Source organism: Sphingomonas pokkalii, from assembly GCF_003096275.1.
GTDB classification, from domain to species: Bacteria; Pseudomonadota; Alphaproteobacteria; order Sphingomonadales; family Sphingomonadaceae; genus Sphingomonas; species Sphingomonas pokkalii.
This window is the reverse complement of sequence record NZ_QENQ01000001.1, coordinates 170,829-195,071: the sequence shown is the minus strand read 5'-3', so window position 1 is coordinate 195,071 and position 24,243 is coordinate 170,829. Positions and strand designations below refer to the sequence as shown.

Annotated in this window: 25 protein-coding genes; 10 read left to right on the top strand and 15 right to left on the bottom strand. The window is 67.0% G+C overall.

Going from position 1 to position 24,243, the window contains the following annotated elements; all coding sequences use genetic code 11:
• Window positions 1-43: 43 nt before the first annotated feature.
• Entirely contained in the window at window positions 44-229 is a 186-nt protein-coding gene (locus DD559_RS00930) for a DUF4169 family protein (protein WP_116467539.1), read from the bottom strand.
• Window positions 230-289: 60 nt separating this feature from the next.
• Between DD559_RS00930 and ssb the strand changes: the two genes are divergently transcribed.
• Window positions 290-874, top strand: coding sequence for a single-stranded DNA-binding protein (gene ssb, locus DD559_RS00925; RefSeq protein WP_116467538.1), 585 nt, complete (start codon window positions 290-292; stop codon window positions 872-874).
• 181 nt (window positions 875-1,055) lie between these two features.
• On the opposite strand, the gene DD559_RS00920 is transcribed toward ssb, so the two are convergent.
• Complete coding sequence (locus DD559_RS00920; RefSeq protein ID WP_116467537.1) at window positions 1,056-1,982, bottom strand: phytanoyl-CoA dioxygenase family protein; 927 nt, start codon at window positions 1,980-1,982, stop codon at window positions 1,056-1,058.
• A 53-nt stretch (window positions 1,983-2,035) separates the two neighbouring features.
• Complete coding sequence (locus DD559_RS00915) at window positions 2,036-2,830, bottom strand: DUF5672 family protein (protein WP_116470628.1); 795 nt, start codon at window positions 2,828-2,830, stop codon at window positions 2,036-2,038.
• A 254-nt stretch (window positions 2,831-3,084) separates the two neighbouring features.
• On the opposite strand from DD559_RS00915, the gene DD559_RS00910 reads away from it, so the two are divergent.
• Together DD559_RS00910 and DD559_RS00905 are read left to right on the top strand one after the other, a co-directional pair.
• Entirely contained in the window at window positions 3,085-4,173 is a 1,089-nt protein-coding gene (locus DD559_RS00910; protein WP_116467536.1) for a Rieske 2Fe-2S domain-containing protein, read from the top strand.
• 41 nt (window positions 4,174-4,214) lie between these two features.
• Complete coding sequence (locus DD559_RS00905; RefSeq protein WP_116467535.1) at window positions 4,215-4,904, top strand: GntR family transcriptional regulator; 690 nt, start codon at window positions 4,215-4,217, stop codon at window positions 4,902-4,904.
• A gap of 7 nt (window positions 4,905-4,911) precedes the next feature.
• On the opposite strand, the gene DD559_RS00900 is transcribed toward DD559_RS00905, so the two are convergent.
• Both DD559_RS00900 and pobA read right to left on the bottom strand, forming a co-directional pair.
• A complete protein-coding gene (locus DD559_RS00900; RefSeq protein ID WP_116467534.1) occupies window positions 4,912-5,925 on the bottom strand; it encodes an aldo/keto reductase in 1,014 nt (337 codons plus the stop codon).
• Window positions 5,926-5,927: 2 nt separating this feature from the next.
• The gene (pobA, locus tag DD559_RS00895; protein WP_116467533.1) at window positions 5,928-7,097 is read right to left on the bottom strand and encodes a 4-hydroxybenzoate 3-monooxygenase; all 1,170 of its coding nucleotides are present in this window, start codon (window positions 7,095-7,097) and stop codon (window positions 5,928-5,930) included.
• Between the two features lie 116 nt (window positions 7,098-7,213).
• Between pobA and DD559_RS00890 the strand changes: the two genes are divergently transcribed.
• On the top strand, window positions 7,214-8,080 hold the full coding sequence (locus DD559_RS00890; RefSeq protein ID WP_116467532.1) for a helix-turn-helix domain-containing protein: 867 nt from the start codon (window positions 7,214-7,216) through the stop codon (window positions 8,078-8,080).
• Between the two features lie 147 nt (window positions 8,081-8,227).
• Here DD559_RS00890 and DD559_RS00885 read toward each other — a convergent pair whose 3' ends face one another.
• The 6 genes from DD559_RS00885 to DD559_RS00860 form a co-directional block, all read right to left on the bottom strand.
• Window positions 8,228-9,169, bottom strand: coding sequence for a Gfo/Idh/MocA family oxidoreductase (locus tag DD559_RS00885; RefSeq protein WP_116467531.1), 942 nt, complete (start codon window positions 9,167-9,169; stop codon window positions 8,228-8,230).
• Between the two features lie 23 nt (window positions 9,170-9,192).
• Window positions 9,193-10,038: a class III extradiol dioxygenase subunit beta gene (locus DD559_RS00880; protein ID WP_116467530.1), complete on the bottom strand. Its 846-nt coding sequence runs from the start codon at window positions 10,036-10,038 to the stop codon at window positions 9,193-9,195.
• Window positions 10,038-10,442, bottom strand: coding sequence for a protocatechuate 4,5-dioxygenase subunit alpha (ligA, locus tag DD559_RS00875; protein ID WP_116467529.1), 405 nt, complete (start codon window positions 10,440-10,442; stop codon window positions 10,038-10,040). Before ligA ends, DD559_RS00880 begins: the two co-directional genes overlap by 1 nt.
• Window positions 10,439-11,464 (bottom strand): amidohydrolase family protein, encoded by a 1,026-nt coding sequence (locus DD559_RS00870; protein ID WP_116467528.1) that lies wholly within the window; start codon window positions 11,462-11,464, stop codon window positions 10,439-10,441. Before DD559_RS00870 ends, ligA begins: the two co-directional genes overlap by 4 nt.
• Window positions 11,461-12,330: a DUF1932 domain-containing protein gene (locus DD559_RS00865; protein ID WP_116470627.1), complete on the bottom strand. Its 870-nt coding sequence runs from the start codon at window positions 12,328-12,330 to the stop codon at window positions 11,461-11,463. Before DD559_RS00865 ends, DD559_RS00870 begins: the two co-directional genes overlap by 4 nt.
• Window positions 12,331-12,393: 63 nt before the next feature.
• Window positions 12,394-13,551, bottom strand: coding sequence for a LysR family transcriptional regulator (locus DD559_RS00860; RefSeq protein WP_116467527.1), 1,158 nt, complete (start codon window positions 13,549-13,551; stop codon window positions 12,394-12,396).
• A 100-nt stretch (window positions 13,552-13,651) separates the two neighbouring features.
• Between DD559_RS00860 and ligK the strand changes: the two genes are divergently transcribed.
• Genes ligK through DD559_RS00845 form a run of 3 tightly spaced genes read left to right on the top strand, consistent with a single transcriptional unit; the run spans window position 13,652 to window position 16,252 of the window.
• The gene (gene ligK, locus DD559_RS00855; RefSeq protein WP_116467526.1) at window positions 13,652-14,326 is read left to right on the top strand and encodes a 4-carboxy-4-hydroxy-2-oxoadipate aldolase/oxaloacetate decarboxylase; all 675 of its coding nucleotides are present in this window, start codon (window positions 13,652-13,654) and stop codon (window positions 14,324-14,326) included.
• Window positions 14,319-15,380 (top strand): 4-oxalomesaconate tautomerase, encoded by a 1,062-nt coding sequence (locus DD559_RS00850; protein ID WP_116467525.1) that lies wholly within the window; start codon window positions 14,319-14,321, stop codon window positions 15,378-15,380. The genes ligK and DD559_RS00850 overlap by 8 nt, the downstream gene beginning before the upstream one ends.
• Entirely contained in the window at window positions 15,377-16,252 is an 876-nt protein-coding gene (locus DD559_RS00845; protein WP_116467524.1) for an amidohydrolase family protein, read from the top strand. Before DD559_RS00850 ends, DD559_RS00845 begins: the two co-directional genes overlap by 4 nt.
• Before the next feature lie 80 nt (window positions 16,253-16,332).
• Here DD559_RS00845 and DD559_RS00840 read toward each other — a convergent pair whose 3' ends face one another.
• Both DD559_RS00840 and recQ read right to left on the bottom strand, forming a co-directional pair.
• On the bottom strand, window positions 16,333-16,758 hold the full coding sequence (locus DD559_RS00840) for a protein tyrosine phosphatase family protein (protein ID WP_116467523.1): 426 nt from the start codon (window positions 16,756-16,758) through the stop codon (window positions 16,333-16,335).
• Between the two features lie 66 nt (window positions 16,759-16,824).
• On the bottom strand, window positions 16,825-18,594 hold the full coding sequence (gene recQ / locus DD559_RS00835) for a DNA helicase RecQ (RefSeq protein ID WP_116470626.1): 1,770 nt from the start codon (window positions 18,592-18,594) through the stop codon (window positions 16,825-16,827).
• A 113-nt stretch (window positions 18,595-18,707) separates the two neighbouring features.
• Between recQ and DD559_RS00830 the strand changes: the two genes are divergently transcribed.
• Complete coding sequence (locus DD559_RS00830) at window positions 18,708-19,220, top strand: GAF domain-containing protein (RefSeq protein ID WP_116467522.1); 513 nt, start codon at window positions 18,708-18,710, stop codon at window positions 19,218-19,220.
• Between the two features lie 65 nt (window positions 19,221-19,285).
• Entirely contained in the window at window positions 19,286-20,737 is a 1,452-nt protein-coding gene (locus DD559_RS00825) for a helicase HerA domain-containing protein (protein WP_116467521.1), read from the top strand.
• A gap of 3 nt (window positions 20,738-20,740) precedes the next feature.
• Here DD559_RS00825 and DD559_RS00820 read toward each other — a convergent pair whose 3' ends face one another.
• A complete protein-coding gene (locus DD559_RS00820) occupies window positions 20,741-21,415 on the bottom strand; it encodes a phosphatase PAP2 family protein (RefSeq protein WP_240610067.1) in 675 nt (224 codons plus the stop codon).
• A 304-nt stretch (window positions 21,416-21,719) separates the two neighbouring features.
• Between DD559_RS00820 and DD559_RS00815 the strand changes: the two genes are divergently transcribed.
• Entirely contained in the window at window positions 21,720-22,844 is a 1,125-nt protein-coding gene (locus DD559_RS00815) for a glycoside hydrolase family 43 protein (RefSeq protein WP_206364415.1), read from the top strand.
• Window positions 22,845-23,164: 320 nt separating this feature from the next.
• Here the strand turns inward: DD559_RS00815 and DD559_RS00810 are convergent, their stop codons facing one another.
• A complete protein-coding gene (locus tag DD559_RS00810; protein WP_116470623.1) occupies window positions 23,165-23,878 on the bottom strand; it encodes a superoxide dismutase in 714 nt (237 codons plus the stop codon).
• Between the last annotated feature and the right edge of the window lie 365 nt (window positions 23,879-24,243).

The window sequence follows — 24,243 nt, the reverse complement described above, 5'->3', positions numbered from 1 at the left end:
CGATGCGTTCTGCTTTGCCAGCACGACGCGACGAAGCGCGGCGTTAGTCCTCCGGCCGCTCGCGTTTCGCCTGGTCGAGCGCGCGGGCCTTTCGTTCGGCCTCCGCCGCGTCGCGCGCTTTCTCCGCCTTGGTCCGGCCATGGCGTGTGCGGTTGGCATCGGCTTCCGTACGTGCGATCGCTTTGGCTCTCGCTTTTCGCGCTTTGTTCAGGTTAATGATCTCGGCCATACAGGCGTGTTTTAGCGTCCCCTCGCGCGGGCGCATCATCGAAATCGGAGTTTTTGAAGCATGGCGGGCAGCGTCAACAAGGTGATCCTGGTCGGCAATCTGGGGCGCGACCCCGAGAGCCGGGCGTTTCAGAACGGCGGCAAGGTGGTCGAGCTGCGCATCGCCACCTCGGAAAGCTGGAAGGACCGCAACAGCGGCGAGAAGCGCGAGAAGACCGAATGGCACACGGTGAAGATCTTTTCCGAAGGCCTGGCCAACGTCGCCGAACGCTATCTGCGCAAGGGCAGCAAGGTCTATCTCGAAGGCCAGCTTCAGACCCGCAAGTGGCAGGACCAGAGCGGCGCCGACCGCTATTCGACCGAGATCGTGCTGCAGGGTTTCAACGCGCAGATGGTGCTGCTCGACGGTCCCGGCGGCGGCCAGGGCGGCGGCATGGGCGGCGGCCGTAGCAGCGGTGGCGGCGACGATTGGGGCGCGGACGAATCGTTCGGCGGCGGCGGCAGTGGCGGCGGCTTCGGCGGCGGTGCCCCGGCCGGTCGGGGCGGCAACACCTTCAACGGTGGCGGCCAGCGCAGCGGCGGTGCTGCCAGCGGCGGCTTCGGGGGCGGTTTCCCGGACGATCTGGACGACGACGTGCCGTTCTGAGCGGTCCTGGGGTCGGTCCGCTGACGCTCCGACCGGTTGCTACGCCTGACAGCGCCGGGCGACCGAGCGTGGCAGCCGGGCCGATCCTGGCGCATTTTCAAGTTGAGCGTTTACGGTCAACGGCTCGGAAAATGCGGCAATCACCAACGTAGAGCGTCTTCGCCCAAGGTGAAAACGCTCTCTAGCGGGAAAAGAGCCGCCGGAGCCCGCGCCGCTTGCGTTGCGGTTTCGGCAGCGGCTCGCCCTGATAGCTGTTCGGTCGCGTCGTTCCGTCATGGATCGCGACAGGCTCCCGCAACTGCAGCTTGCCGAGATGCTCGTCGGAAAATGCCGGCGTGTAGTAGATGCAGTCGTCGAAATAATAATGGGTCACTTGCGACCAGCGGGTCCTGCGCGGATCGGTCTGCGGCATTCCGCCATGCAGCAGATTCGCAGACCAGATCAGCGCCTGTCCGCGCCGTGCGATAAACGGCTCCGGCTGGAGGCCATATGCCTGCTGCAAGGCATCCCAGGCGGCGCCATAGGGATGCTGCGCCGATTCCAGCGGCACGCCATGTCCCTTTCGGCCGATCAGTGCATTCGTCATGATCGGCCATCGGTGCGAGCCGGGCAGATAGAAGAGCGGGCCGGCATCCGGCCCCACATCTTCCATCGCCAGCCAGACCCCGCACATGAAGCGTTCGGGCAGGCTGGAAAAATGCACCGAATCCGAATGCGCCTCCTGCTGGGTGCCGACCGGGAAGTTCAGCGTCTGGAACGGGAAGGCGCGGCGGCCGTACAGGCGGCCAAGCAGATCCAGAACGGCGGCGTTGCCCGCGATCGCGCGGACATCGTCGTCGAAGGTCCAGGCATCCTGGATGCGGCGCTCTCCCAACGTCTTGTCGCTATCCGGGCTTTCGAAATCGATCCCGTAGCGCGGCGCGAGATTGGCCTTGATCCGATCTATACGGGCATCGAGATCGGCATCGGGAAAGTCGAACACCGCATAGCCCCGTTCATGCAGGCTGGTGGCGATACGCGCTTCTTCGGGAGTCGTCGCGATCGTCGACTTGAGGGATTCGAACAGCGGCGATTCGATCAGCGGCAAGCCCGGCAGCGGATTGTTCACAGAACCATTCCCATCGCAGCCGCCTACACCATCCACCGATGCCGCATAAAGCCCTATCTGGCGGAGCGGATGCGATCCCGGGCCAGCCGCAGGCCGCGGGAAATCCCGCCCCTGCCCGGAAGCACCCCCAGCAGGATGCGCCAGAAATCGTACCAGACCGAACCATGGGCATCGAGCGTGCGGTAGATGTCCCAGAATCGCTGCGCGCCCAGTGCCTTCGGCATGTTGAACGCGCCGTGATAGCCGAAGCTGTGATCGAGCGTGCCGGCGCGCTCGGTCGAGAAAGCATCAGCCAGCGCCCCGGGGGCGAAGCGAATCCCCTGCGCCTCGAGCCAGGCGCGGTTGGTGCGGCAGATCGCCACGTCCTCGGGGTGATGGCCGTCGAATTCGGATGCGGCGCAAAGCTGCAGCAACCTGCGGCTGCGCAAGGAGAAGCCGCCATTGCCGACATCGCTGCCATCGCCGAATTGCGGCCAGCGCGCGCCGATATAATCGAATTCGAGGAACGCTTCTTGCCATCGCGCCGCATCGAGGACGTGGCCGTCCCATTGCACGACGAGGCAGTGGGAGGTTGCGATATGCGGCAGCAGATGGCGGAGAAGGAAGGTGGAATAGGCGGCGGTGGAAACAAGGCGGGGGATCGAACGCACCTCGATCGCCGGGTGATCGATGCGCACTGCGCTGTCGGTAAGCAGGATCGCGGCACCGAAATCGATCTTGGCGGTGCACGCCTCCATGGCGGCGATCGTTGCCGCCACATTGGCCGAGGTGACCGCGCACAACGTCACATCCGGCAATGCCAGCCGGGGAGGGGTCCTGCCTTCCCGCACGTCCTGATCCTTACGCATGGGCGCCTTCAACGCGGCCCGCAGAGAGACGGTTTCGCGTGGATCGACGGATGCGGCGCCGTGCGCGCGATCGGGCAGGCGCCCGCCGGGATGGATCGCGTGGCATGGTGGCATCGGAATAGCTTCCAGACCCGGCAAAACAAGGCCCAACGTACGGGTGCTGGCGCGTGATTGCGCCACCGACCTGCTTGACAAGCATCGCAATCTCGCCTGTATTGGATCCAATAAAGCGGCGATAGGCCATGGAGAGGCAGATGATTCCGTCGAAGCAGTCCCCCGATCGCTCCGCCACCACCTGGCCCCTGCACGCCTGGTATGTCGCCGCGGCGTCCAGCGAGCTTGCCGATCGTCCGCTGGGCCGGACGATCTGCGCCGCGCCCATGGTGTTCTTTCGCAATGCCGAAGGGCAGGTGACGGCCCTCGAGGACTTCTGCCCCCATCGCGGCGCGCCGCTCTCGCTCGGCTTCGTCCGCGATGGCGAACTGGTCTGTGGCTATCATGGGCTGGTGATGGGCTGTGCCGGCCGCGCGACCTCGATGCCCGGGCAGCGGGTGGAGAAGTTCGCCGGCGTCCGCCGCTTTGCCGTGATCGAGCGCTATGGCTTTATCTGGGTGTGGCCCGGCGATTTCGAAACCGCGGACCCGGGCAAGCTCCACCATCTCGAATGGGCGGAAAGCCCCGAATGGGCCTATGGCGGCGGCTATTACCATATCAACTGCGACTATCGGCTGATGGTCGACAATCTGATGGACCTGACCCACGAAACCTACGTCCACAGCACCAGCATCGGCCAGAAGGAAATCGACGAGGCGCCGGTCGAAACGCTGATCGAGGGTGAACAGGTCGTCACGCGCCGGTTCATGGACGGAATCGAGGCGCCGCCCTTCTGGAAGATGGCGCTGCGCGGCGCCGGCCTGCCCGACGACCAGCCGGTCGATCGCTGGCAGATCTGTCGTTTCACCTTGCCCAGCCATGTGCTGATCGAAGTGGGCGTCGCGCTGCAGGGAAAGGGCGGCTATCACGCCGAGGATCGCTGGAAGGCATCGAGTACCGTCGTCGACTTCATCACCCCCGAGACCGAGACCTCGCACCATTATTTCTGGGGCATGGCGCGGCGCTTTGCCGTGGCCGATACCGCGCTGACCGATACGATCCGCACCGGCCAGGGCACGATCTTCGGCGAGGATCTGGAGATGCTGGAACGGCAACAGGCCAATCTGCTGCGCTATCCGGAGCGCAAGCTGATGAAGCTCAACATCGATGCCGGCGGCGTGCGCTCGCGGTTGTTGATCGATCGCGCCATCGCCGCCGAACGCGCGCCCGAGGTGGAACCGGCTGCCTGACCCCTTGGCCCGCGGGCCCGGCGGTGCTTTAAGCGGGCACGATGGAAAAGCCTGCAAAGCCGGGCCAGCAGGTGCTGGTCGCGCTCCGCCGGATGATCGCCGACGGGACGATCCAGCCGGGTGACCGCATTGCCGAGATTCCCACCGCGGAGGCGCTCGGTGTATCGCGCATGCCGGTGCGCACCGCGTTGCGCGCGCTGGAGCATGAAGGGCTGGTGGTGAAGCTGGGCGCGCGGGGCTATACGCCCAGCGCCGTCGATGCCGCGGCGATCACCGGCGCGATCGAAGTCCGCGGCGTGCTGGAAGGGCTGGCGGCGCGCCGGGTCACCGAGCGCGGCCTGACCGCCGACGAGGCGACGCGCTTCGGCGCCATCCTTGCCGAAGGCGATGCGCTGTTCGCCAAGGGACATCTTGTCGATGGCGATCTGGACGGATTCTATCGCTACAACCTCGCGTTTCACGATCTGCTTATCGCGGCCAGCGGCAACCCTTCCATCGCACTGGCACTGGCGCGCAACAACCATCTGCCCTTTGCTTCGGCGGCGGCGCTGGCACTCGACTGGGAGGATCTGGAAGGCGAATATGTCCACCTCTCGGCCGCGCACCGCGAGCATCACGCGGTGTTCGACGCCATGCGCTCCGGCGATGCCGACAAGGCCGAGCGGCTGATGCGTGGCCATGCCGGTGCCGCCGTTGCCAATCGCAAGGCGTTTCGGATGCTGGCGGGGTAACGCGCCGTTACGACGCCAGCGGTTCGTCGTCCCACACTTCGGTGTCGACCTGCGCCTGCGCGTCGGCGGCATAGCGTGCCCCAGCGGCCGCGTTGGGGGGATAAAGCGCGTCGACCTGCGCCAGCAACTCCGCGGAAACCGGGTGCGCGAAGGTGCCGAGCAGATCGTCGAGGTGATCGATCCGCGTCGTCCCCGGGATCGGCACCACGAAATCGCGGCGCGAGAGCACCCAGGCCATGCACAGCTGGGCCATGGTGCACCCGGCCGCCTCGGCGATCGCCCGGAAGCGCGCCGCCAGCTCGAGGTTGCGGGCCAGGTTCTCGCCCTGGAAGCGCGGCATGCCGCCGCGAAGATCGCCCTGTGGCACGCCCGCAGCACCCACGCCGCCGGCGAGCAGCCCCCGCGCCACCGGCGAGAAGGCGACGAACCCTGTCCCCAGCTCTGCACAGGCATCGAGCACTGCGATTTCGGGGTTGCGCGTCCAGGGCGAATATTCGGTCTGCATCGCCGCGATCGGATGCACGGCGTGCGCCCGTCGCAGCGTCGCCGCCGACATTTCGGACAGGCCGATCGCGCGGATCTTGCCCGCCTCCACCGCGCGCGCCAGCGCGCCGACCGACTCCTCGATCGGCACGTTCGGGTCTAGCCGGTGCATGTAATAGAGATCGATATGATCGGTGCGTAGCCGGCGGAGCGAATCCTCCAGCACCCGCGTGATCGCGGCCGGTGAGCCGTCCAGCCCGCGCTTGCCATCGATTTCGCCGAGCACGCATTTGCTGGCCAGCACGAACGCGTCGCGCCGGTGCATCACGCTGCGCCCCAGCAGTTCCTCGTTCGCGCCGAAGCCGTAGAGCGCGGCGGTATCCAGGAACGTGATCCCCGCATCCAGCGCATGCAGCAGCAGCCGCTCCGCCTCGGCCGCATCGGGGCGCGGCAGATAGGCGTGGCTGAGGTTCATGCAACCGAGCCCGATCGCCGAGACGGTGAAGGGGCCGATGGTGCGGGTGGGTAGCGTCGGCATGGTCAGAGCGGCAATCCTACATAGTTTTCGGCGATCGTCGTCTGGGCCGCGCGCGACGTGGCGATATAGTCCAGGTCGGCCAGCTGCATCCGGCGATCGAACGCATCGTTATCCGGGAAACGATGCATCAGCTTGGTCAGTTGCCACGAGAAGCGCTCCGATTTCCAGACCCGGGCGAGCGCCTTTTGCGAATATCCGCCGATCGCGTCCTGATCGCCCGCCTTGAAGTGGCGGACCAGCGCTTCGGACAGATAGTGCACGTCCGACGCGGCGAGATTGAGCCCCTTGGCGCCGGTGGGCGGCACGATATGCGCGCTGTCGCCGGCGAGCAGCAACCGGCCATGGCGCATCGGCTCGAACACGAACGAGCGCAGCGGCGCGATCGACTTTTCCAGCGCCGGCCCGCGGGTGAGGTTCGCCGCCGCCTCCGGCCCCAGCCGCACCGCCAGTTCGTCCCACAGCCGATCGTCGGGCCAGTCCTCCAGCTTCTCGTCGAGCGACACCTGGATATAGTAGCGGCTACGCGTCGCCGAGCGCATCGAGGCGAGCGCGAAGCCGCGGTCGTGATTGGCGTAGATCAGCTCATGGTCGCACGGTGGCACATCGGCGAGAATGCCGAGCCAGCCGAACGGATAGACTTTCTCGAACGCCGTGCCGACGCTGGCCGGGATCGCCTTGCGCGAGGGGCCGTGAAACCCGTCGCACCCGCAGATAAAGGCGGCGTCGATCCGTTCCGCCAGGCCGTCCTTGGTGTAGGTGACATACGGCGCGTCGCCCTCGACATCGTGCAGCGCGACATCGGCCGCCTCGTAGATCACCTGCAGGCCGCGTTCGGGGGCGGTGTCCATCAGGTCGCGGGTCAGCTCGGTCTGGCCATAGACCAGCACATGATGGCCGGTGAGCTCGGTCACCGGGATGCGGATCAGCCGGTCGCCGTCCGCCAGCGCGAAGCCGTCATGCGGCAGGCCCTCGCGGCGCATCCGCTCGGCGATGCCGATCCGCTCCATGAGCGTGGTGGCGGTGCGCTCCAGCACGCCGGCGCGAATGCGGCCGAGAATATAGTCGGGGGTGGCGCGCTCGACCACGACGACCTCGATCCCCTCCGCCCGCAACAAATGGCCGAGCAGCAGCCCCGCGGGGCCCGCACCGATGATCGCAACCTGGGTACGCATATGCGCCTCTCCATCCTTGTTCGTTGGACGCGATGGTGCCGCGGTCGCCCGGGAACCGTGAGGGAGAGGTCAACCTTTTACTTGGACGATTCGACCGTCCATGCGACAGTCCGACAATGCGTGAGCGTAGCCCGATCCCGGCCTTTTATCTCTATGGCGAGCCCCAGCGCAGTGTCGCCGAAGGCTTTGTGCATGTCGAAAGCCTCGACGACCGTTCGCGGCCCAGCGAATGGACGATCCGCCCGCACCTTCATCGCGACCTCCACCATGTCATCCTCATCGCCGAGGGCGGCGGATCGATGACCGCGGAGGCGGAGACGGTCGCGTTCGATGCGCCCGCGCTGCTACTGGTGCCGGCGGGGATCGTCCATGGCTTCACCTGGCATTCGGAGTCGCGCGGCTGGGTGTGCACCATCGCCGACGCGTATCTCGCGCAGCTCGCCACCCGCGACAATGCGCTCGAGACGCTGTTCCGCGAACCGCAGGCGCTGGCCCTCGACACGGCCGGGGGCGAGGCGGTCGCGGCAGCGCTCGGCGAGGTGCAGCAGGAACTCAACTGGTCCGCGCCCGGCCAGCGCGCCGCGGTGGAAGCGGCGCTGCTCTCCATCCTGGTGCGCAGTCTGCGCCAGGCGCGGCCGGCGGGCGGCACCGGATCGGGCAGCCGGCGGGAGGCGGAGATCGTCGCGCGTCTGCGGGCGCGCATCGAAGCGCGTTTCCGCCTGCGCGAGCCGGTGGCGGTGCATGCCCGCGTGCTGGGGGTGAGCGTCACCGCGCTGCGGCTGGCCTGTTCGCGCGTGGCGGGGAGCAGCCCGGCGGCGATGCTCGACGCGCGGGCACTGCTCGAAGCGCGGCGGCTGCTGCTCTATTCGCAGCTCTCGGTGAGCGAGATCGCCGACGCGGTCGGCTTCGAGGACCCGGCCTATTTCTCGCGCTTCTTCGCGCGGCATGTCGGGATGTCGCCACGCGGGTTCCGGGCGGGATAGTGCTTCCCTGTATCCTCCCCCGCCAGGGGGAGGTGGCGCCGAAGGCGACGGAGGGGGCGGATGCCTGAACCATGGCCGGCGTACGTCCTCCCCCTCCGACCTGCTGACGCGGGCCACCTCCCCCTGGCGGGGGAGGATAGCACGCCCTCACCCCGCCAGCTGCGTCTCCAGCTCGCCGAGCACGCGGTAGCAATCGAACACCTTGCCCACCGAGCTGTTGGGCTCGCGCCCCTCGCGGATCGCCGCGACGAATTCGCGGTCCTGCAGTTCGATGCCGTTCATCGACACATCGACCTTGCTGACGTCGATCGGCGCTTCCTTGCCGTCCACCAGATCGTCGTAGCGGGCGATATAGGTGCCGTTGTCGCAGATATAGCGGAAGAAGGTGCCGAGCGGCCCGTCATTGTTGAAGCTGAGCGACAGGGTGCAGATCGCCCCGCTTTCGCTCTTCAGCTGGATCGACATGTCCATCGCGATGCCCAGCTCGGGATGGATCGGCCCCTGCACCGCATGCGCCTGGACGATCTTGCCGGCCTGATAGGTGAACAGGTCCACCGTGTGCGCCGCGTGGTGCCACAGCAGATGGTCGGTCCAGCTGCGCGGCTGGCCCTTGGCGTTGATGTTCTTGCGGCGGAAGAAATAGGTCTGCACGTCCATCTGCTGGACCGCCAGCTCGCCTGCGGTGATGCGGTTGTGGACCCATTGATGGCTGGGATTGAAGCGGCGGGTATGGCCGACCATGCAGACCAGCCCGGTTTCCTGCTGCTTGGCCAGCACCGCCTGCGAATCCGCCCAGCTGTCGGCGAGCGGGATCTCGACCTGGACGTGCTTGCCCGCGTTCATGCAGGCGATCGCCTGTTCGGCGTGCATCTGGGTGGGGGTGCAGAGGATCACTGCGTCGACGTCGTCGCGGGCCAGCGCATCGGCCAGCTCGGTGGAGTGATGCCTGGCGCCATATTTCTCGGCGACGGCGGCGGCCTGCTCGGCAGTGCGGCTGATGATCGAGGTGATCTCCACCCCGTCGATCAGCTTGAGGCCGTCGAGATGCTTTTCGCCGAACGCGCCGGCGCCGGCCAGGGCAATACGCATGGGTTTCTCCTGTAAGGTCTGGATCAGCGGACGGGTTCGAGCACGAGATGCCCGACCGCGGTGTTGGAAGCGGGTACGTGATAATGGCGGTGCAGCGCCCGTACATCGCGCCCCAGCGCGCCGCGCATGATCAGCCACATCACCATCTCGATGCCCTCGGACCCCGTCTCACGCAGATATTCGATATGCGGGATCGCGCGCAGTTCGTCGCCATACGGGCCGCTCATCAGATCGAGGAAGCGATTGTCCCATTCGGCGTTGATCAGCCCGGCGCGCGGCCCCTGGAGCTGGTGGCTCATGCCCCCGGTGCCCCAGACCTGCACGTTGAGGTCTTCGGGATAGCTTTCCACCGCCCGCGCGATCGCCTCGCCGAGCAGCCAGCAGCGATTGCCCGAAGGCGGCGGATAGGTGACGACGTTCACCGCCAGCGGCACCACCTTGACCGGCCAGGCCTCGGGCTGGCCGAACAGCAGGCTCAGCGGCACGGTAAGGCCGTGATCGACCTGCATCTCGTTGACGATCGTCAGGTCGAACTCGTCGAGGATACAGCTCTGCGCGATATGCCAGGCGAGATCGGGATGGCCGATCACCTCCGGTACCGGACGCGGCCCCCAGCCCTCATCGCAAATGCCGTAGCGCTCGGCACAGCCGATCGCGAAGGTAGGGATGATCCGCATGTCGAACGCAGAGGCGTGGTCGTTGTAGACCAGGATCACGACATCGGGCTTCTCTTGCCCGATCCACTGCTTGGACCAGTCATAGCCGGCGAACACCGGCTGCCAATAGGGCTCGGCGGTCTTGCCGAGATCGATCGCCGCGCCCACGGCGGGGACGTGGCTGGTCGCGACGCCCGCGGTAATCCGTGCCATCAACGCTTCTCCCGGATCGAGCGGACGCCCTGCGGGCTACGGCCGCCGGCGACCATCATCGCCTGATATTCCTCCGGGCGCATGCCCGTCATCGTGCCCACCGCCTGCAGGAAGCTGAGCCCGTCGGTGGAGAAGAGCTTGGCGAGGAAATAGATGTTGCCGCCCAGATCGAGGCAGCGATTATAGTCGCGGTCCAGCAGCGCCTGCTTCTGGTCCTCGCTCAGCGGCCAGGCGTCGAGATAGGCGCGCTCGTCGGCCTTGAAGCGTTCGCGGTTCTCGGCCTGCATCAGGCTCATCGCGAACTGGTTCATCCAATAGCCCTGCCGCGCCCGCGCCGCGGTGTAGACGCGGGTGCCCGGGATATCCTCCAGATCGGCCAGATAGGCGTGGATGTCGGTGGTCATAGCCCCCTCGCTTTCAGCTTGGCGTCGAGCCGCGGGAAGACGCGGCGGGCATTGCCCTCGAAGATCGCGTGGCGTTCGGCATCGCTGATATCCAGCGCGTCGACATAGCGCTTGGTATCGTCGAAATAATGCCCGGTGGTGGGATCGATGCCGCGCACCGCGCCGACCATTTCGGAGCCGAACAGGATGTTCTTGTTGTCGATCACATCGGCCAGCAGATCGATGCCCGGCTGGTGATAGACGCAGGTATCGAAGAAGATGTTGTGCATCAGATGCGTGTCGAGCGACGGTTTTTTCAGCATGTCCGCCAGCCCGCGATAGCGCCCCCAATGATAGGGCACCGCGCCGCCGCCATGCGGGATGATGAAGCGCAGCGTCGGGAAATCCTTGAACAGATCGCCTTCGAGCAACTGCATGAACGCCACCGTGTCGGCGGCGATGTAATAGCCGCCGGTCGCGTGCATCGCCGGGTTGCAGCTGCCCGAGACGTGAATCATCGCCGGCACGTCCAGCTCGACCATCTTCTCGTAGAAGGGGTACCAGTAGCGGTCGGTGAGCGGCGGATGGGTGAAATGGCCGCCCCCCGGATCGGGATTGAGGTTGCAGCCGATAAAGCCCAGCTCGGTGACGCAGCGTTCCAGCTCCTCGACCGAACCCTGCATATCGGCCTTGGGGCTTTGCGGCAGCATGCACACGCCGACAAAGGTTTCGGGATAGAGGCCGACGACGCGGGCGATCAGGTCGTTGCAGCGGCGCGCCCATTCCTTCGCGACGGTCTCGTCGCCGACATGCGGCGCCATCGCCGAGGCGCGGGGCGAGAAGATCGTCAGGTCTGCACCGCGCTCCTTGATCAGGCGCAGCTGGTTGGCCTCGATCGTCTCGCGGATCTCGTCGTCGCTGATGTGCGGGTAAGGCGGCGGCGTCTCGCCGGCCTTGAAGGCGGCCTTCTGCGCCTCGCGCCACGCATCATGCCCCTTGGGGAGCACGGTATAGTGGCCGTGACAGTCGATGATCATCGTCATGCGGGTTTCGTCCTCTCCTCGATCGCGGCGAGCTTGGGGGCCAGCCCCTCGGGTGGTGTGCCGAGCCCGAGCGCGCCGATCGCGCGCTGGCGGCGCACGGTGCCGCGGGTCATCTCGGCGCCGGTGCCCAGCGCCTCCAGCGTCTTGACCACTTCCTCCATCTCGGCGGCGCGGCGCAGCCCGTGGATCATCATGCGGTCGAGATTATAGTCGGCGCGCGCCTCCCAGGGGCGGGGGCGCTCGCTGGCGTCGAGCGAGGCCAGCACCTCGTCGCGTACGCCTGCCGCTTCGGCGGCGAGCACGCATTCGGCGGTCAGCGCCTCGATGCCCTTCACCATCACCGATCGGATCATCTTGATCGACGAGGCGCGGCCGACCGCGTCGCCGGCGATGCGGAGGTTCTGGAAGCCGAGCGCGGCCAGCGCTTCCGCCGCCGTCGATGCCCGTCCGCCGCTCAGCAGCAGCGGCACGGCGAGCCGGGCGGGATCGACGGGCGCGAGGATGGCAAGGTCGACATAATGCGCCCCCGCCGCCTCCACCGCACGCGCGGCGGCCTGCTTGGTCTGCGGTGCGACGCTGTTGCCGTCGCAATAGAGCGCACCGGCTGCCAGGTGCGGGGCGGCGGCTTCGGCGGCAGCGAGCGCCTGGTCGGCCGTGACGAGCGACAGGACCAGCGGGCGCCTGGCCAGCGCCTCGGCCAGCGTCGCGGCGCCGGTCACGCCCGCCTCGTCATAGCGCGCCTGCATCGCCTTGGCCTCGGGGGTCCCGGTCTTGCGATCGAACACGCACGCCGCGTCCCATCCGCCGGCACGGGCGAAGGTGGAACCAGCCTCTCCAAAGCCGATCAGGGCGATCGTGTCTTGCATGGGGGCGGCATGGCCGAGGCCGGCGGGCGCGGCCAATCGAATCCGCCCGGCCGCTATAAGTTTTTACGTATAGAGCTGCGCTGCCGAGGCCTGAAGCAGCGCCAGGAACCCCGCTTGCGCGCGGGTGGGCCGCCAGTCGTTGCGGTGCGTCACCCCGATCGTGCGGGTGACGCTGCCGGGCGCCGGGCCGAGATCGACCAGCATCCCGCTCGCCAGCTCGACCGAAAGCTGGTCCACCGACAGCAGCGTCAGTTCGTCCCCCGCCTGGAGCAGTTCGCGGATCGTCATCACCGATCCGCATTCGATCGGCACGGGCGGCAGCGTGTCGCCGATCGCATCGAACAGGTTGCGCCACAGCGTGCGCAGCGGCGTTCCCTCGGGCGGGACGATCCAGCCATAGCGATGCAGCGCCGCCAGCCGGTCCGCTTCCGCTGCCAACGGATGCCCGGCGCGGCCGATGATCGTCGGCCGATCGTCGAACAGCCGGGCCTGCACCAGATCCGGCCCCAGCGTCTCGGGATCGCGTAGTGCGCCGATCATCAGGTCGATCTCGCCGTCGCGCAAGGGGCCGACCAGCTCGCCATGCGCGCCTTCATGAACCAGAATGTCGATGCCCGGATGCGCGCGGCGGAAGGCATTGATCGTATGGGGCAATAGCCGCGCCCGGCACAGCGGCATCGCGCCCACCGAGATGCGCCCCGCGCTGCGGCCGAGCAGCTCGCCCAGATCCTCCACTCCGGCGCGCAATTCCGCCAGCGCCAGCCGCAGCCGACGCGCCACCTGCGCGCCGTGATGGGTCAGCACCAGCCCGCGCCCGCGTCGATCGACCAGCCTTTGCCCCAGCGCCAGCGCCAGGTCGCCTACCGCGCGGTGCAACGAGGAGACGGTCACCCCCGCCGCCCGTGCCGCCGCCGGATAGCTTCCCTGCTGCGCCAGCGCGACAAAGGCGCGGAGCTGCGCCGCGGTCACCCGATTGCTGCCGATCAGCCGCAGCGCCGCCTCGACGCGCGGCACCAGCCGCCGCGCCGCCTCGGTGGGTTCCATGCCGGTCGCCCGGCGCTCGAACAGCGCAAGGCCGAGCAGCGCTTCCAGCTTGGCGATGCCCTGCGTCGCGGCGGGCTGGGTGAGGTGCACCGCCTCCGCCGCGCGGCTGACGCTGCCCAGACGCACCGCGGCGGCCATCGCGGCAAGATGACGGATATTGAGCTGATCGACTTGCACGGACCAGGATTAGCAAAATCTAATGTCCATGCCATCCTTCCGATTGGATGCAGATGCGCCATGCGCGCACCTCCACCGACAAAATATATGAGGAGCTGCCATGTCGGGCATCGTCGTCCAGAACATCGAACGCGCCGATCCTGCGGTGATCGACGGCCTCGCCCAGGCGGGCGTCGCAACCGTGCACGAGGCGCAGGGCCGCACCGGCCTGCTCGCACCGCATATGCGGCCCATTTATGCCGGCGCCCGCATCGCCGGCAGCGCCGTGACGATCTCCGCCCCGCCGGGCGACAATTGGATGGTGCATGTCGCGATCGAGCAGCTGCGTGAGGGCGACATCCTCGTGCTGGCGCCGACCAGCCCCTGCACCGACGGCTATTTCGGCGATCTGCTCGCCACCTCGGCGCAGGCGCGCGGCTGCCGTGGGCTGATCATCGACGCCGGCGTGCGCGACGTGCGCGACCTGACCGCGATGGGCTTTCCGGTCTGGTCCAAGGCGGTCCATGCGCAGGGCACGATCAAGGGCACGCTCGGCTCGGTCAACGTGCCGATCGTGTGCGCCAACGCGCTGGTGAACGCCGGCGACGTGATCGTCGCGGATGACGACGGCGTGTGCGTCGTCCCGCGCGCCGAGGCCGCGGCCGTGCTCGAAAAGGCGGAGGCCCGCGAGGCGGCGGAAGAGGCGAAGCGCAAGCGGCTGGCCGCCGGCGAACTCGGGCTCGACATCTACAATATGCGCCCGCGCCTTGCAGAGATGGGCCTCAAATATGTCTAAGCCTCGCTCCGCCCGGGTGATGTGGATGCGCGGCGGCACGTCGAAGGGCGCGTTCTTCCTTGCCGAGGATCTGCCCGCCGACCCCGCCGCGCGCGACGCCTTCCTGCTGCGCATCATGGGCTCGCCCGATCCGCGCCAGATCGACGGCATGGGCGGCGCCGATCCGCTGACCAGCAAGGTCGCGGTGGTCAGCAAATCCACCCGCGACGGCGCCGATGTCGACTATCTGTTTCTCCAGGTATTCGTCGACCAGGCGATCGTCTCGGACGCGCAGAATTGCGGCAACATCCTCGCCGGCATCGGCCCGTTCGCGATCGAACGCGGGCTGGTCGCACCCCAGGACGGCGAGACCCGCGTCCGCGTCTATCTGGTCAATACCGGCCAGCGCGCCGATATCCTGGTCCAGACCCCGGGCGGTCGCGTGACCTATGCCGGCGACGCCCGGATCGACGGCGTGCCCGGCACCGCCGCAGCCATCCCGCTCGAGTTCCGCGATACCGCCGGCTCCTCCTGCGGCGCGCTGCTGCCCAGCGGCAATGCGGTGGACGTGGTGGAGGGCGTGCCGGTCACGCTGATCGACAACGGCATGCCCTGCGTGGTGATGAAGGCCGAAGATGTCGGCGTCACCGGTTATGAGGATCGCGACACGCTGGATGCCGACAGCGCGCTCAAGGCCCGCATCGAGGCGATCCGGCTGGCGGTGGGCGAACGGATGCACCTGGGCGATGTGCGCGAGAAATCGGTGCCGAAGATGATGCTTGTCGCCCCGCCGCAGCATGGCGGCGCGGTAACGGTGCGCAGCTTCATCCCCCACCGCGCCCATGCTTCGATCGGCGTACTCGGCGCCGTCAGCGTCGCCACCGCCTGCCTGATCCCCGGATCGCCCGCGGCCGACGTGGCGGTGATCCCGGAGGGTAGCCACAAGACGCTGTCGGTCGAACACCCGACCGGCGAGACGACCTGCGTGATGGAACTGGACGAAAGCGGCGCGGTGGTCACCTCGGCCATGCTGCGCACCGCGCGCAAGCTGATGGACGGAGAGGTTTTCGCATGAGCCGCATCACCAGCTGGCATGCCGATCCCAGCGTGCCCCGCTTCACCCCGCCGCCGGGCGCGGTCGACGCGCATTGCCATGTGTTCGGGCCGATGGCGGAGTTCCCGTTCAGCGCCAAGGCCAAATATCTGCCCGAGGATGCCGGCCCCGACATGCTGTTCGCACTTCGCGACCGGCTCGGCTTCGCGCGCAACGTCATCGTCCAGGCGAGCTGTCACGGCACCGACAACGCTGCGACGCTGAACGGAATCGCTAAGTCGAACGGCAAGGCCCGCGGTGTGGTGGTGGTCGATCCCGCGATCAGCGACGCCGAGCTGGAACGACTGCACGAAGGCGGCATCCGCGGCGTCCGCTTCAACTTCCTCAAGCGCCTCGTGGACGATGCGCCCAAGGACAAGTTCCTGGAAATTGCCCGCCGTATCCAGCCGCTCGGCTGGCATGTCGTGGTCTATTTCGAGGCCGACATCCTGGCCGAACTGCGCCCCTTCCTGGATGCGATCCCGACGCTGCTGGTGATCGACCATATGGGCCGGCCGGACGTGGCGCAGGGGCCCCACGGCCCCGACATGCAGGCGTTCCGTGCGCTGCTCGACAGCCGAGACGACATCTGGACCAAGGTCACCTGCCCCGACCGGCTCGACGCCAAGGGGCCGCCCTGGGACGATTTCGCCGCCGCCGTGGCGCCGCTGGTCGCCGACTATCCGGATCGCGTGCTGTGGGGCACCGACTGGCCGCACCCGAACATGCAGGACGCGATCCCCGACGATGGCGCGCTGGTCGACATGATCCCGCGCATCGCACCGACGGCGGAGCTGCAACACAAGCTGCTCGTCGCCAATCCGATGCGGCTCTACTGGCCGGAGGAGTGCTGACGCAAGCGATCGCGTGCTGCGCGCGGCTATGAGGCCACGCTGCCCGCCGTCGAGCTATCCGGCCGCTGCCGATACCGAGCTTATCGCCCTGCGAGTTGTTCCAGCGCAGGGCGGATACCGGACAGGTCGTAGCCGGCCCCGGCGCCCTTCGCGATGAGCTCTGCCGGGTCGCCGCCCTTATGCGCGGCGGCGAGCGCCCAGAGATTGCAGGAGCGCGTGCCCGAACGGCAATAGGCGAGCACCGGCCCATCGACCGAGCCGAGCGCTTCGGCCATCGCTTCGACCTGCGCCATCGAGAAGCCGCCGGGCGTCACCGGGATCTCGGTATAACCAAGGCCCGCCGCCTCGGCCGCCTCGGCAATTTCCATTCCGGTCGGCTGGCCGAACTCCTCACCCTCGGGGCGATTGTTGATGATGTGGACGAAGCCAGACGCGGCGAGTGCCGGAACGTCTTCGGGCCGGATCTGCGGCGCCACCGAGATGCGGTCGTCGATCTTGTTGGGCATGGCAGCAGGTTCTCCGTCTGAATTGCGGGTGTGCTGTAGCGCGGGGCGAGGTGTCGTGGAAGCCGATCAGAACTGACGGATCACGTCCAGAAAGTCCTGTCCATAGGCATCGAGCTTGCGGGCGCCGACGCCGGACAACTGGCCCAGCGCCGCCAGCGAGGCGGGCCGCACCATCGCCATGTCGCGCAGCACCGAATCGTGGAAGATGACATAGGGTGGAAGGCCAGTCTCCTGCGCGATCTCGCGGCGCTTTGCCCGCAGCGCCTCGAACAGCGGGTTGCCAACCGGGTTGGGCACCGATCCTTTGGCGCCGCGGCGACGCCGCTCGCGCTTGGGGGGCAGGACCAGTTCCAGCTTTGCCTCGCCCTTCAGGATCGGTCGCGCCTCGGGGCCGAATTCCAGCCCGCCATGTTCGTTGGTGCGCAGGGCATCGCGCAGCAGCAGCGCGCGCGACACGGGCTTGAGCATCGCCACCTCGTCGCCGTCGACGATGCCGAACACCGATAGCTTCTCATGCCCGTTCATCAGGCTGCGCTCGCTGGAGACGCCGGTAAGAATGCCTTCGATATAGCCGACACCATAGAGCATGCCGGTGCGGAACACCGCCGAGAGAAATTTCTGCGCGGTGACGCTCGCGTCGATCGCCGCCGGGGGATTGAGGCAATTGTCGCAATTGCCGCAGGTCTCGGGCGCATCCTCGCCGAAATGTTTGAGCAGGATGCGGCGCCGACACCCCGCCGTCTCGACCAGCGCGCCGAGCGCGGTAAGCCGCGCCCGCTCGCCCGGCTGGCGGGCGGGCTCGACCTCGCCGATCCGCTGGCGGGCGCGGGCGAAATCATCGGCGCCCCAGAAGAGATGCGCGACCGACGGATCGCCGTCGCGGCCGGCGCGGCCGGTTTCCTGGTAGTACGCCTCGATCGACTTGGGCAGGCCGGCATGGGCGACGAAGCGCACGTCGGGCTTGTCGATACCCATGCCGAACGCGACCGTGGCCACGACGACCATGTCTTCGCTCGCCACGAACCGCGCCTGGTTGCGCCGCCGCACCTCCGGATCGAGGCCGGCATGATAGGGGAGGACGGGGCGGCCGGTTTCCGCCGCCAGTTTTTCGGCAAGCTGTTCCACGCCCTTGCGGGTCTGGGCATAGACGATGCCGGGGCCCGGATTTTCCGCCACCACGTCGATGATCTGCCGCGTCGTGTTCTCGCGCGGGGCGATATGGTAGCGGATGTTCGGCCGGTCGAAACCGGCGACGATCAGCCCGTCTTCCGGAATGCCGAGCTGTTCGAGGATGTCGGCACGGGTATGCGCGTCGGCCGTGGCGGTGAGCGCGAGACGCGGCACCTCCGGAAAGCGATCGAGCAGCGGGCGCAGCAGCCGATAATCGGGGCGGAAATCATGCCCCCATTCGGAAACGCAATGCGCCTCGTCGATCGCGAACAGGCTGAGCGGCGCCTGGGTGAGCAGGTTGCGGAAGCCTTCGCCTGAGGCGCGCTCCGGCGCGATGTAGAGCAGATCGAGCGCGCCGGCGCGGAAGCGTTCGATCGTCTCGGCACGATTGTCATCGACCGATGTGAGGGTGGCCGCGCGGATGCCCACCGCCTCGGCGGCGCGCAACTGATCGTGCATCAGCGCGATCAGCGGGCTGACGACGATGCAGGTTCCGTCCAGCATCACCGAGGGCAGCTGATAGGTGAGCGACTTGCCCGCGCCGGTGGGCATCACCGCCAGCGTGCGCTGCCCGGCCAGCACGCGATCCACCACCGAGGATTGCACCCCGCGAAACGCGTCATAGCCGAAAAACCGGCGGAGATGTTCAATGGAATCGGCGCGCATCACTGCCATCTGGGATGCCCGCCGCACGGCTGCGTCGTCGAGCAATTGTTAACTTGGGCCAAGCTATTAGCCCGATTGTGCCGGGGGGTGCAAACGTAAGGAACTACCGGACGATGGCGCTCGAACCCGCCGATGAACCCGCTCGCATCGCCGAGCTCAAGGGCTATGGCGTGCTGGACACCCCGAATGAAGCCGAATTCGACGCAATCGTTCGTGAGGCTGCGGCCGCGCTGGGCGTGCCGATCGCGCTCATCTCGTTGATCGACGAGAACCGCCAATGGTTCAAGGCGCGGGTCGGCCTGGAACCGCGGGAGACGCCGCGTTCGATTTCCTTTTGTACCCATGCGATTCGGGGGCCGGACGTGTTCGTGGTGAACGATGCGAAGTCGGATCCGCGGTTTTCGGAGAATCCGCTCGTCACCGGCGATCCCAATATCCGCTTCTATGCCGGGGCGCCGCTGCGTACGCCCAGCGGCCGGCGGATCGGCACGCTGTGCGTGATCGACAGCACGGCACGGCCGCAGCTGACCGAACGGGATACCGCCCGGCTGGCGCTGCTTGCGGAAAAGACAATGGAAGCGCTGGAACGGCGGCGCCAGCGGCTGGCATCGTCGAATCCGGCGTAACCGCCCACAGTTTTCGTGGGGTACACCCTTGCCGCTGCCCCCCCTGATCCGGCAAAGCGGCCGCGATGACCGTCAGCGTGGACATGGGCGTCGACGGCACGGGCAGCCCCGTGCCGGTCGATCTGGAGGAGTTGCTTGCGACCCGGTTGCTCGTCCAGGGCAATTCGGGCTCCGGCAAGTCGCACCTGCTGCGCCGGCTGCTCGAACAATCCGCCGGCCATGTCCAGCAGGTGGTGATCGATCCCGAGGGCGATTTCGTCACGCTGTCGGATCGCTACGGCCATCTCGCGATCGAGGCGGTCGATCATAGCGAGCGCGACGTCGCCCGCTTCGCCGCGCGTATCCGCGAACATCGCGCGTCGGTGGTGCTCAGCCTTGAGGGGTTGGAGGCGGAAGGCCAGATGCGCTGCGCCGCGACCTTCCTCAACGGCCTGTTCGATGCGCCGCGCGACCATTGGTATCCGGCGTTGGTGGTGGTCGACGAGGCCCAGCTGTTCGCGCCCGCCGGTGGCGGCGAAGTGGCGGAAGAGGTCCGCCGCGCCTCGCTCTCGGCGATGACCAACCTGATGTGCCGCGGCCGCAAGCGCGGCCTGGCCGGGGTGATCGCGACGCAGCGCCTCGCCAAGCTCGCCAAGAATGTCGCGGCGGAAGCCTCGAACTTCCTGATGGGCCGCACCTTTCTCGATATCGACATGCAGCGCGCCGCCGACCTGCTCGGGATGGAACGCCGCCAGGCCGAAGCGATCCGCGACCTTGCGCGCGGGCATTTCCTGGGACTGGGCCCGGCGATCACCCGGCGGCCGGTGGCGATCCGCATCGGATCGGTGGAGACCAGCGCGCGTAGCTCCAGCCCCAAGCTGACGCCGCTCCCGCAGGCGCCCACGGAAGACATCAAGGACCTGCTGCTCGCCCCCGCCGAGCCGGAATGGGTGCCGCCGGCCCCGCCGCCCGCGCATGCCTATGCCCAGCCGGAAACCGTGCTCGAGCAGCTTGCACGCTCCGCGCCCGCGCCGATGGAAGTCGAGCCAGATCGCGATCCGGAGGAAGTCGCCGGCCTCGTCGCCGATGTGCTGCGCGCGATCGTCGAGGACGAGCAGTCGACGCTGCGCTCGCCGGCAGTGCTGTACCAGGATTTCCAGGTGCGCTGCCGGATGGTGGGGCTCAACCGCCCACCGCTCGACCTGTCGGGCTTCGTCCGCCGGCTATCGGCGGCACGGGCGGGCATCCATGGCGATCCCGACGACGATTGGGCGCAGGCGCTGGAAGCGGCGCGCGCGCTGCCCGACGACATGCTGGGGCCGTTCCTTCTCGTCGCCAAGGCGGCGCGCGAGGGGCTGCCCTGTCCCAGCGATACCGATATCGCGACCAGCTACGGCACCAGCTCGCTCGGGCGGGTGCGGCGGCTGATGCAGTATATCGAGAGCAAGGGACTGTTCGTCACCCGCGTCGACCTGTCGGGCAAGCGCTCGATCACCATTCCCCGGCTCGGCTGGACGACCCAGGCGTCGGACGGCTGATCTTCAGCGGCGGTGCAGCCGCGCGTTGATCGCGAACATCGCGAGCGCCCAGAGCGTCCCGAAGCACCAGCCGGCCAACACGTCCGAAGGCCAATGCACGCCCAGATAGACGCGGCTGCACCCGATCAGCAGCACGATCAGCACGGCGAAGGCGAGCAAATAGGCGCGCGCCCAGCGGCTGCTCTCGGTCTGCGCAAGCATCACCGCGAGGGTGAGATAGACGGCGGCAGAGGTCATCGCATGGCCGCTGGGAAAGCTTGCGTTCGAAACCTCTGCCAGATGCGGTACCAGTTCCGGGCGCGGGCGTTGCCAGATCAGCTTGAGCAACGCGTTGAACGTCGATGCCCCCAGCATCGAGCCTGCAAGCAGCAACGCTTCCGCGCGCCGGCCAAAGGCGAAGAGGAACAGAACGGTGGCGCTGCCGAACAGGCAGAGCACCGTGAAGCCGCCGATCGCGCTGATGTCGATGGCCGATTGCAGCAACCAACTGGGCCCGATCGGGGTAGCTAGCGCACCGGGTTCACGCAGCGCCAGCAGGATGCGGCTGTCGAGCGCGAAACCCGTCGCGAATCCAAGGGCAAGATGGATCGCGATGCCGGCCAGCGACAGGGCAAGAAGCGCCAGGGCAGGCCAGAGCCATTGGCCGCTGCGACGCGGAAAAGGGCGGGGGCTGATCATGGTTCTCCGTTTGCGGGGATGGGCTGTCGATGGCTGCGCGATACCGCACGACAGGGCGATAGCAGCGTACTTTCAACATTTTGCTACGGCCCTGCAAGAGCGGGCATGTTTCCAACGTCGGCGAAAAGATGCTGTAGGACCGTCACCGGCCTTGCCGGGTTCCCACACGCGGCTCGGTGCTGCGCGCTTGCCCGGGCGTCGTAAACCGCGATCGCTCGCTACGCCCTTGCCCCGACCGCAAAAGCAATGGTAGCGCTATCGCCAGGCAGCAGAAGCTGCGGAAGAAAGATGAGAGGATCGGCCGTTGCGTCTATCGCTGAAACTTTGCTCGACCACGGCCGCGCTGGCGTTCCTTGCCGGCTGCTCCAGCGGCGGCGTGCCGAACGACACGATCGCAAATGCGTCCGGCGGTACCGATTCGCCGGCCGCTGCGCGCAGCCCCGATGGCAAGCAGTATCTGGCGCAGCCGCTGGTGAAGGATTTGTTCTTCGCGGACCCTTCGGCGCACGTCTTTGACGGCAAGATCTATATCTACCCCAGCCACGACGTCGATGCCGGCATTCCCGACGACGACCTCGGGAGCCAATATGCGATGCACGACTATCAGGTGTTGAGCATGGATCGGCCGGGCGGCGCAGTGACGGTGCATCCGGTCGCGCTCGATCTGAAGCAGGTCCCCTGGGCATCCGAAAAGGCCTGGGCCCCGGATGCCGCGTATAAGAACGGCACCTATTATCTTTATTTCCCCGCCAAGGATAAGCAGGGCGTTTTCCGTATCGGAGTCGCCACTTCCGCCTCGCCGGTGGGGCCGTTCAAGGCCGAGCCGCAGCCGATCCAGGGTGCCTATTCGATGGATCCGGCCGTGTTCACCGACGAGGATGGCCAGAGCTATCTGTATCTTGGAGGGATCTGGGGCGGTCAGCTGCAACGCTGGGCGACGGGAAAATATGATCCCAATGCCGGCGATACCGATCTGAAGAAGGACGATCAGCCGGCGCTATCGGGCAAGGTCGCGCGGCTAAGCCCGGACATGAAGCAACTCGCCGAGCCGCTGCGCGATGCCGTGATCCTCGATGAAAAGGGCAAGCCCGTCCTGGGTGGCGACCATGATCGCCGCTTCTTCGAGGGATCGTGGATGTTCAAGCGCGGCGGCAAATATTACTACATGTATTCGACCGGCGACACGCATTTCCTGGCCTACGCCATTGGCGACAACCCCTATGGGCCGTTCAAATATACCGGGCGCATTCTGGAGCCGGTCCAGGGCTGGACCAGCCATGGCTCCGTCTTCGCGTTCAAGGGCAAATGGTATCTCGCCTACCACGATACGCAGCTGTCCAATAAGAACCATCTGCGCTCCGCCAAGATGACCGAGCTGACGTTCAATCCCGACGGTACGATCCAGACGATAAAGCCGTTCAAGGACTGACGGTGCGCGCGGGGCGGGCTGCCGATCGGCGGGCCAACATCCTGTCATCCCGCTCTAAACCTCTGCCGCACGCCCAGCGCACCAATGTCGGCCCCGATCCAAAAGCGCCGATCCCAAGGCCGCGACGGAGACACCAGAAGCAGGGACCAGCGGCATGAGGATCGCGGCGTCGCAGCCCCATTGAGGCGCGGAAGAACCTCCGATCGTCCGCACGGAAGCAATGCCTTTCGGAAGGGGCCGCGGATCGATCTCGCGGCCCCTTCTTTCTCCTTGTGCCCTCGTCGTGCCGGCCCGTGCGCGCAGCTGCGCTATCGGACGGATCAGCGCCCTGCGGTCGCTTGCGCGTACCGCCGCGAGACCTCTGCCCAGTTCACCACCTGCCACCAGCCGTCGAGATAGTCGGCGCGGCGATTTTGGTATTTCAGATAATAAGCGTGTTCCCACACATCGTTGCCGAGGATCGGCGTGCCCTTGGTTTCGGCCACGTCCATCAGCGGATTATCCTGATTGGGGGTGGAGGTGATGGCGAGCTTGCCGTCGGCACCCACGATCAGCCAAACCCAGCCGGAGCCGAAACGCTTGGTTCCGGCATCCTTGAACGCGGCCTTGAACTTGTCGAGCGAACCGAAGCTGGCGGTGATCGCGCCGGCGAGCGCGGGGGAGGGCGCGCCAACCTGCGCAGGGGGCGCCATCGTTTTCCAGAAGAAGCTATGGTTCCAATGCCCCCCGGCATTGTTGCGGACCACTGCCGGCAGCGTACCCGCCTTGGCGACGAGCTGTTCAAGCGACTGGCCTGCCAGCGCCGTATCGGCGGCGACCGCCTTGTTCAGCGCATCGACATAGGCCTGATGATGCTTGTCGTGGTGGATGGTCATCGTCTGCGCGTCGATCGCGGGCTCCAGCGCGCCGGCGGAATAGGGCAAGGCCGGGAGCGTGAAGGCAGCGGCGGCAGGGGCGGAGTTTGCCTGTGCCAAGGCGAGCGATGGAGCAGCGACGAGGCCGGCAAAGGCCAGCGATAGGGCAATGCGCTTCATGGGATTCCTCCTGGTGATGGCTGCGGCGTACTGGGTTCCGATACAGCCGAAACGCACGTCGCGCTCGTTTGGCAGCATCGGCATGATCAGCGCGCGATCCTCCCGCGTACCCGCGTACCCGTAACTGCCGGGCCGCGGTGAATCCATATCGATGCTTTCTGTGCGTCTCGGCATTGCGCCGGCGCGGCGCATCGATTTCCGGCTCGCCCGCGGCAGCATAGAAAGCCATGGTCGCTGCGCCGAATGTGCCACCCTGCTTCCATAGCCGACGCAACGCCGCGGACCTGACGCCAACGGTTATATCCAGGAAGCAGAGTGGAAAATAAACGTGCGAACGTTGTTGCTTGCCTATACTGTTTTGGTCA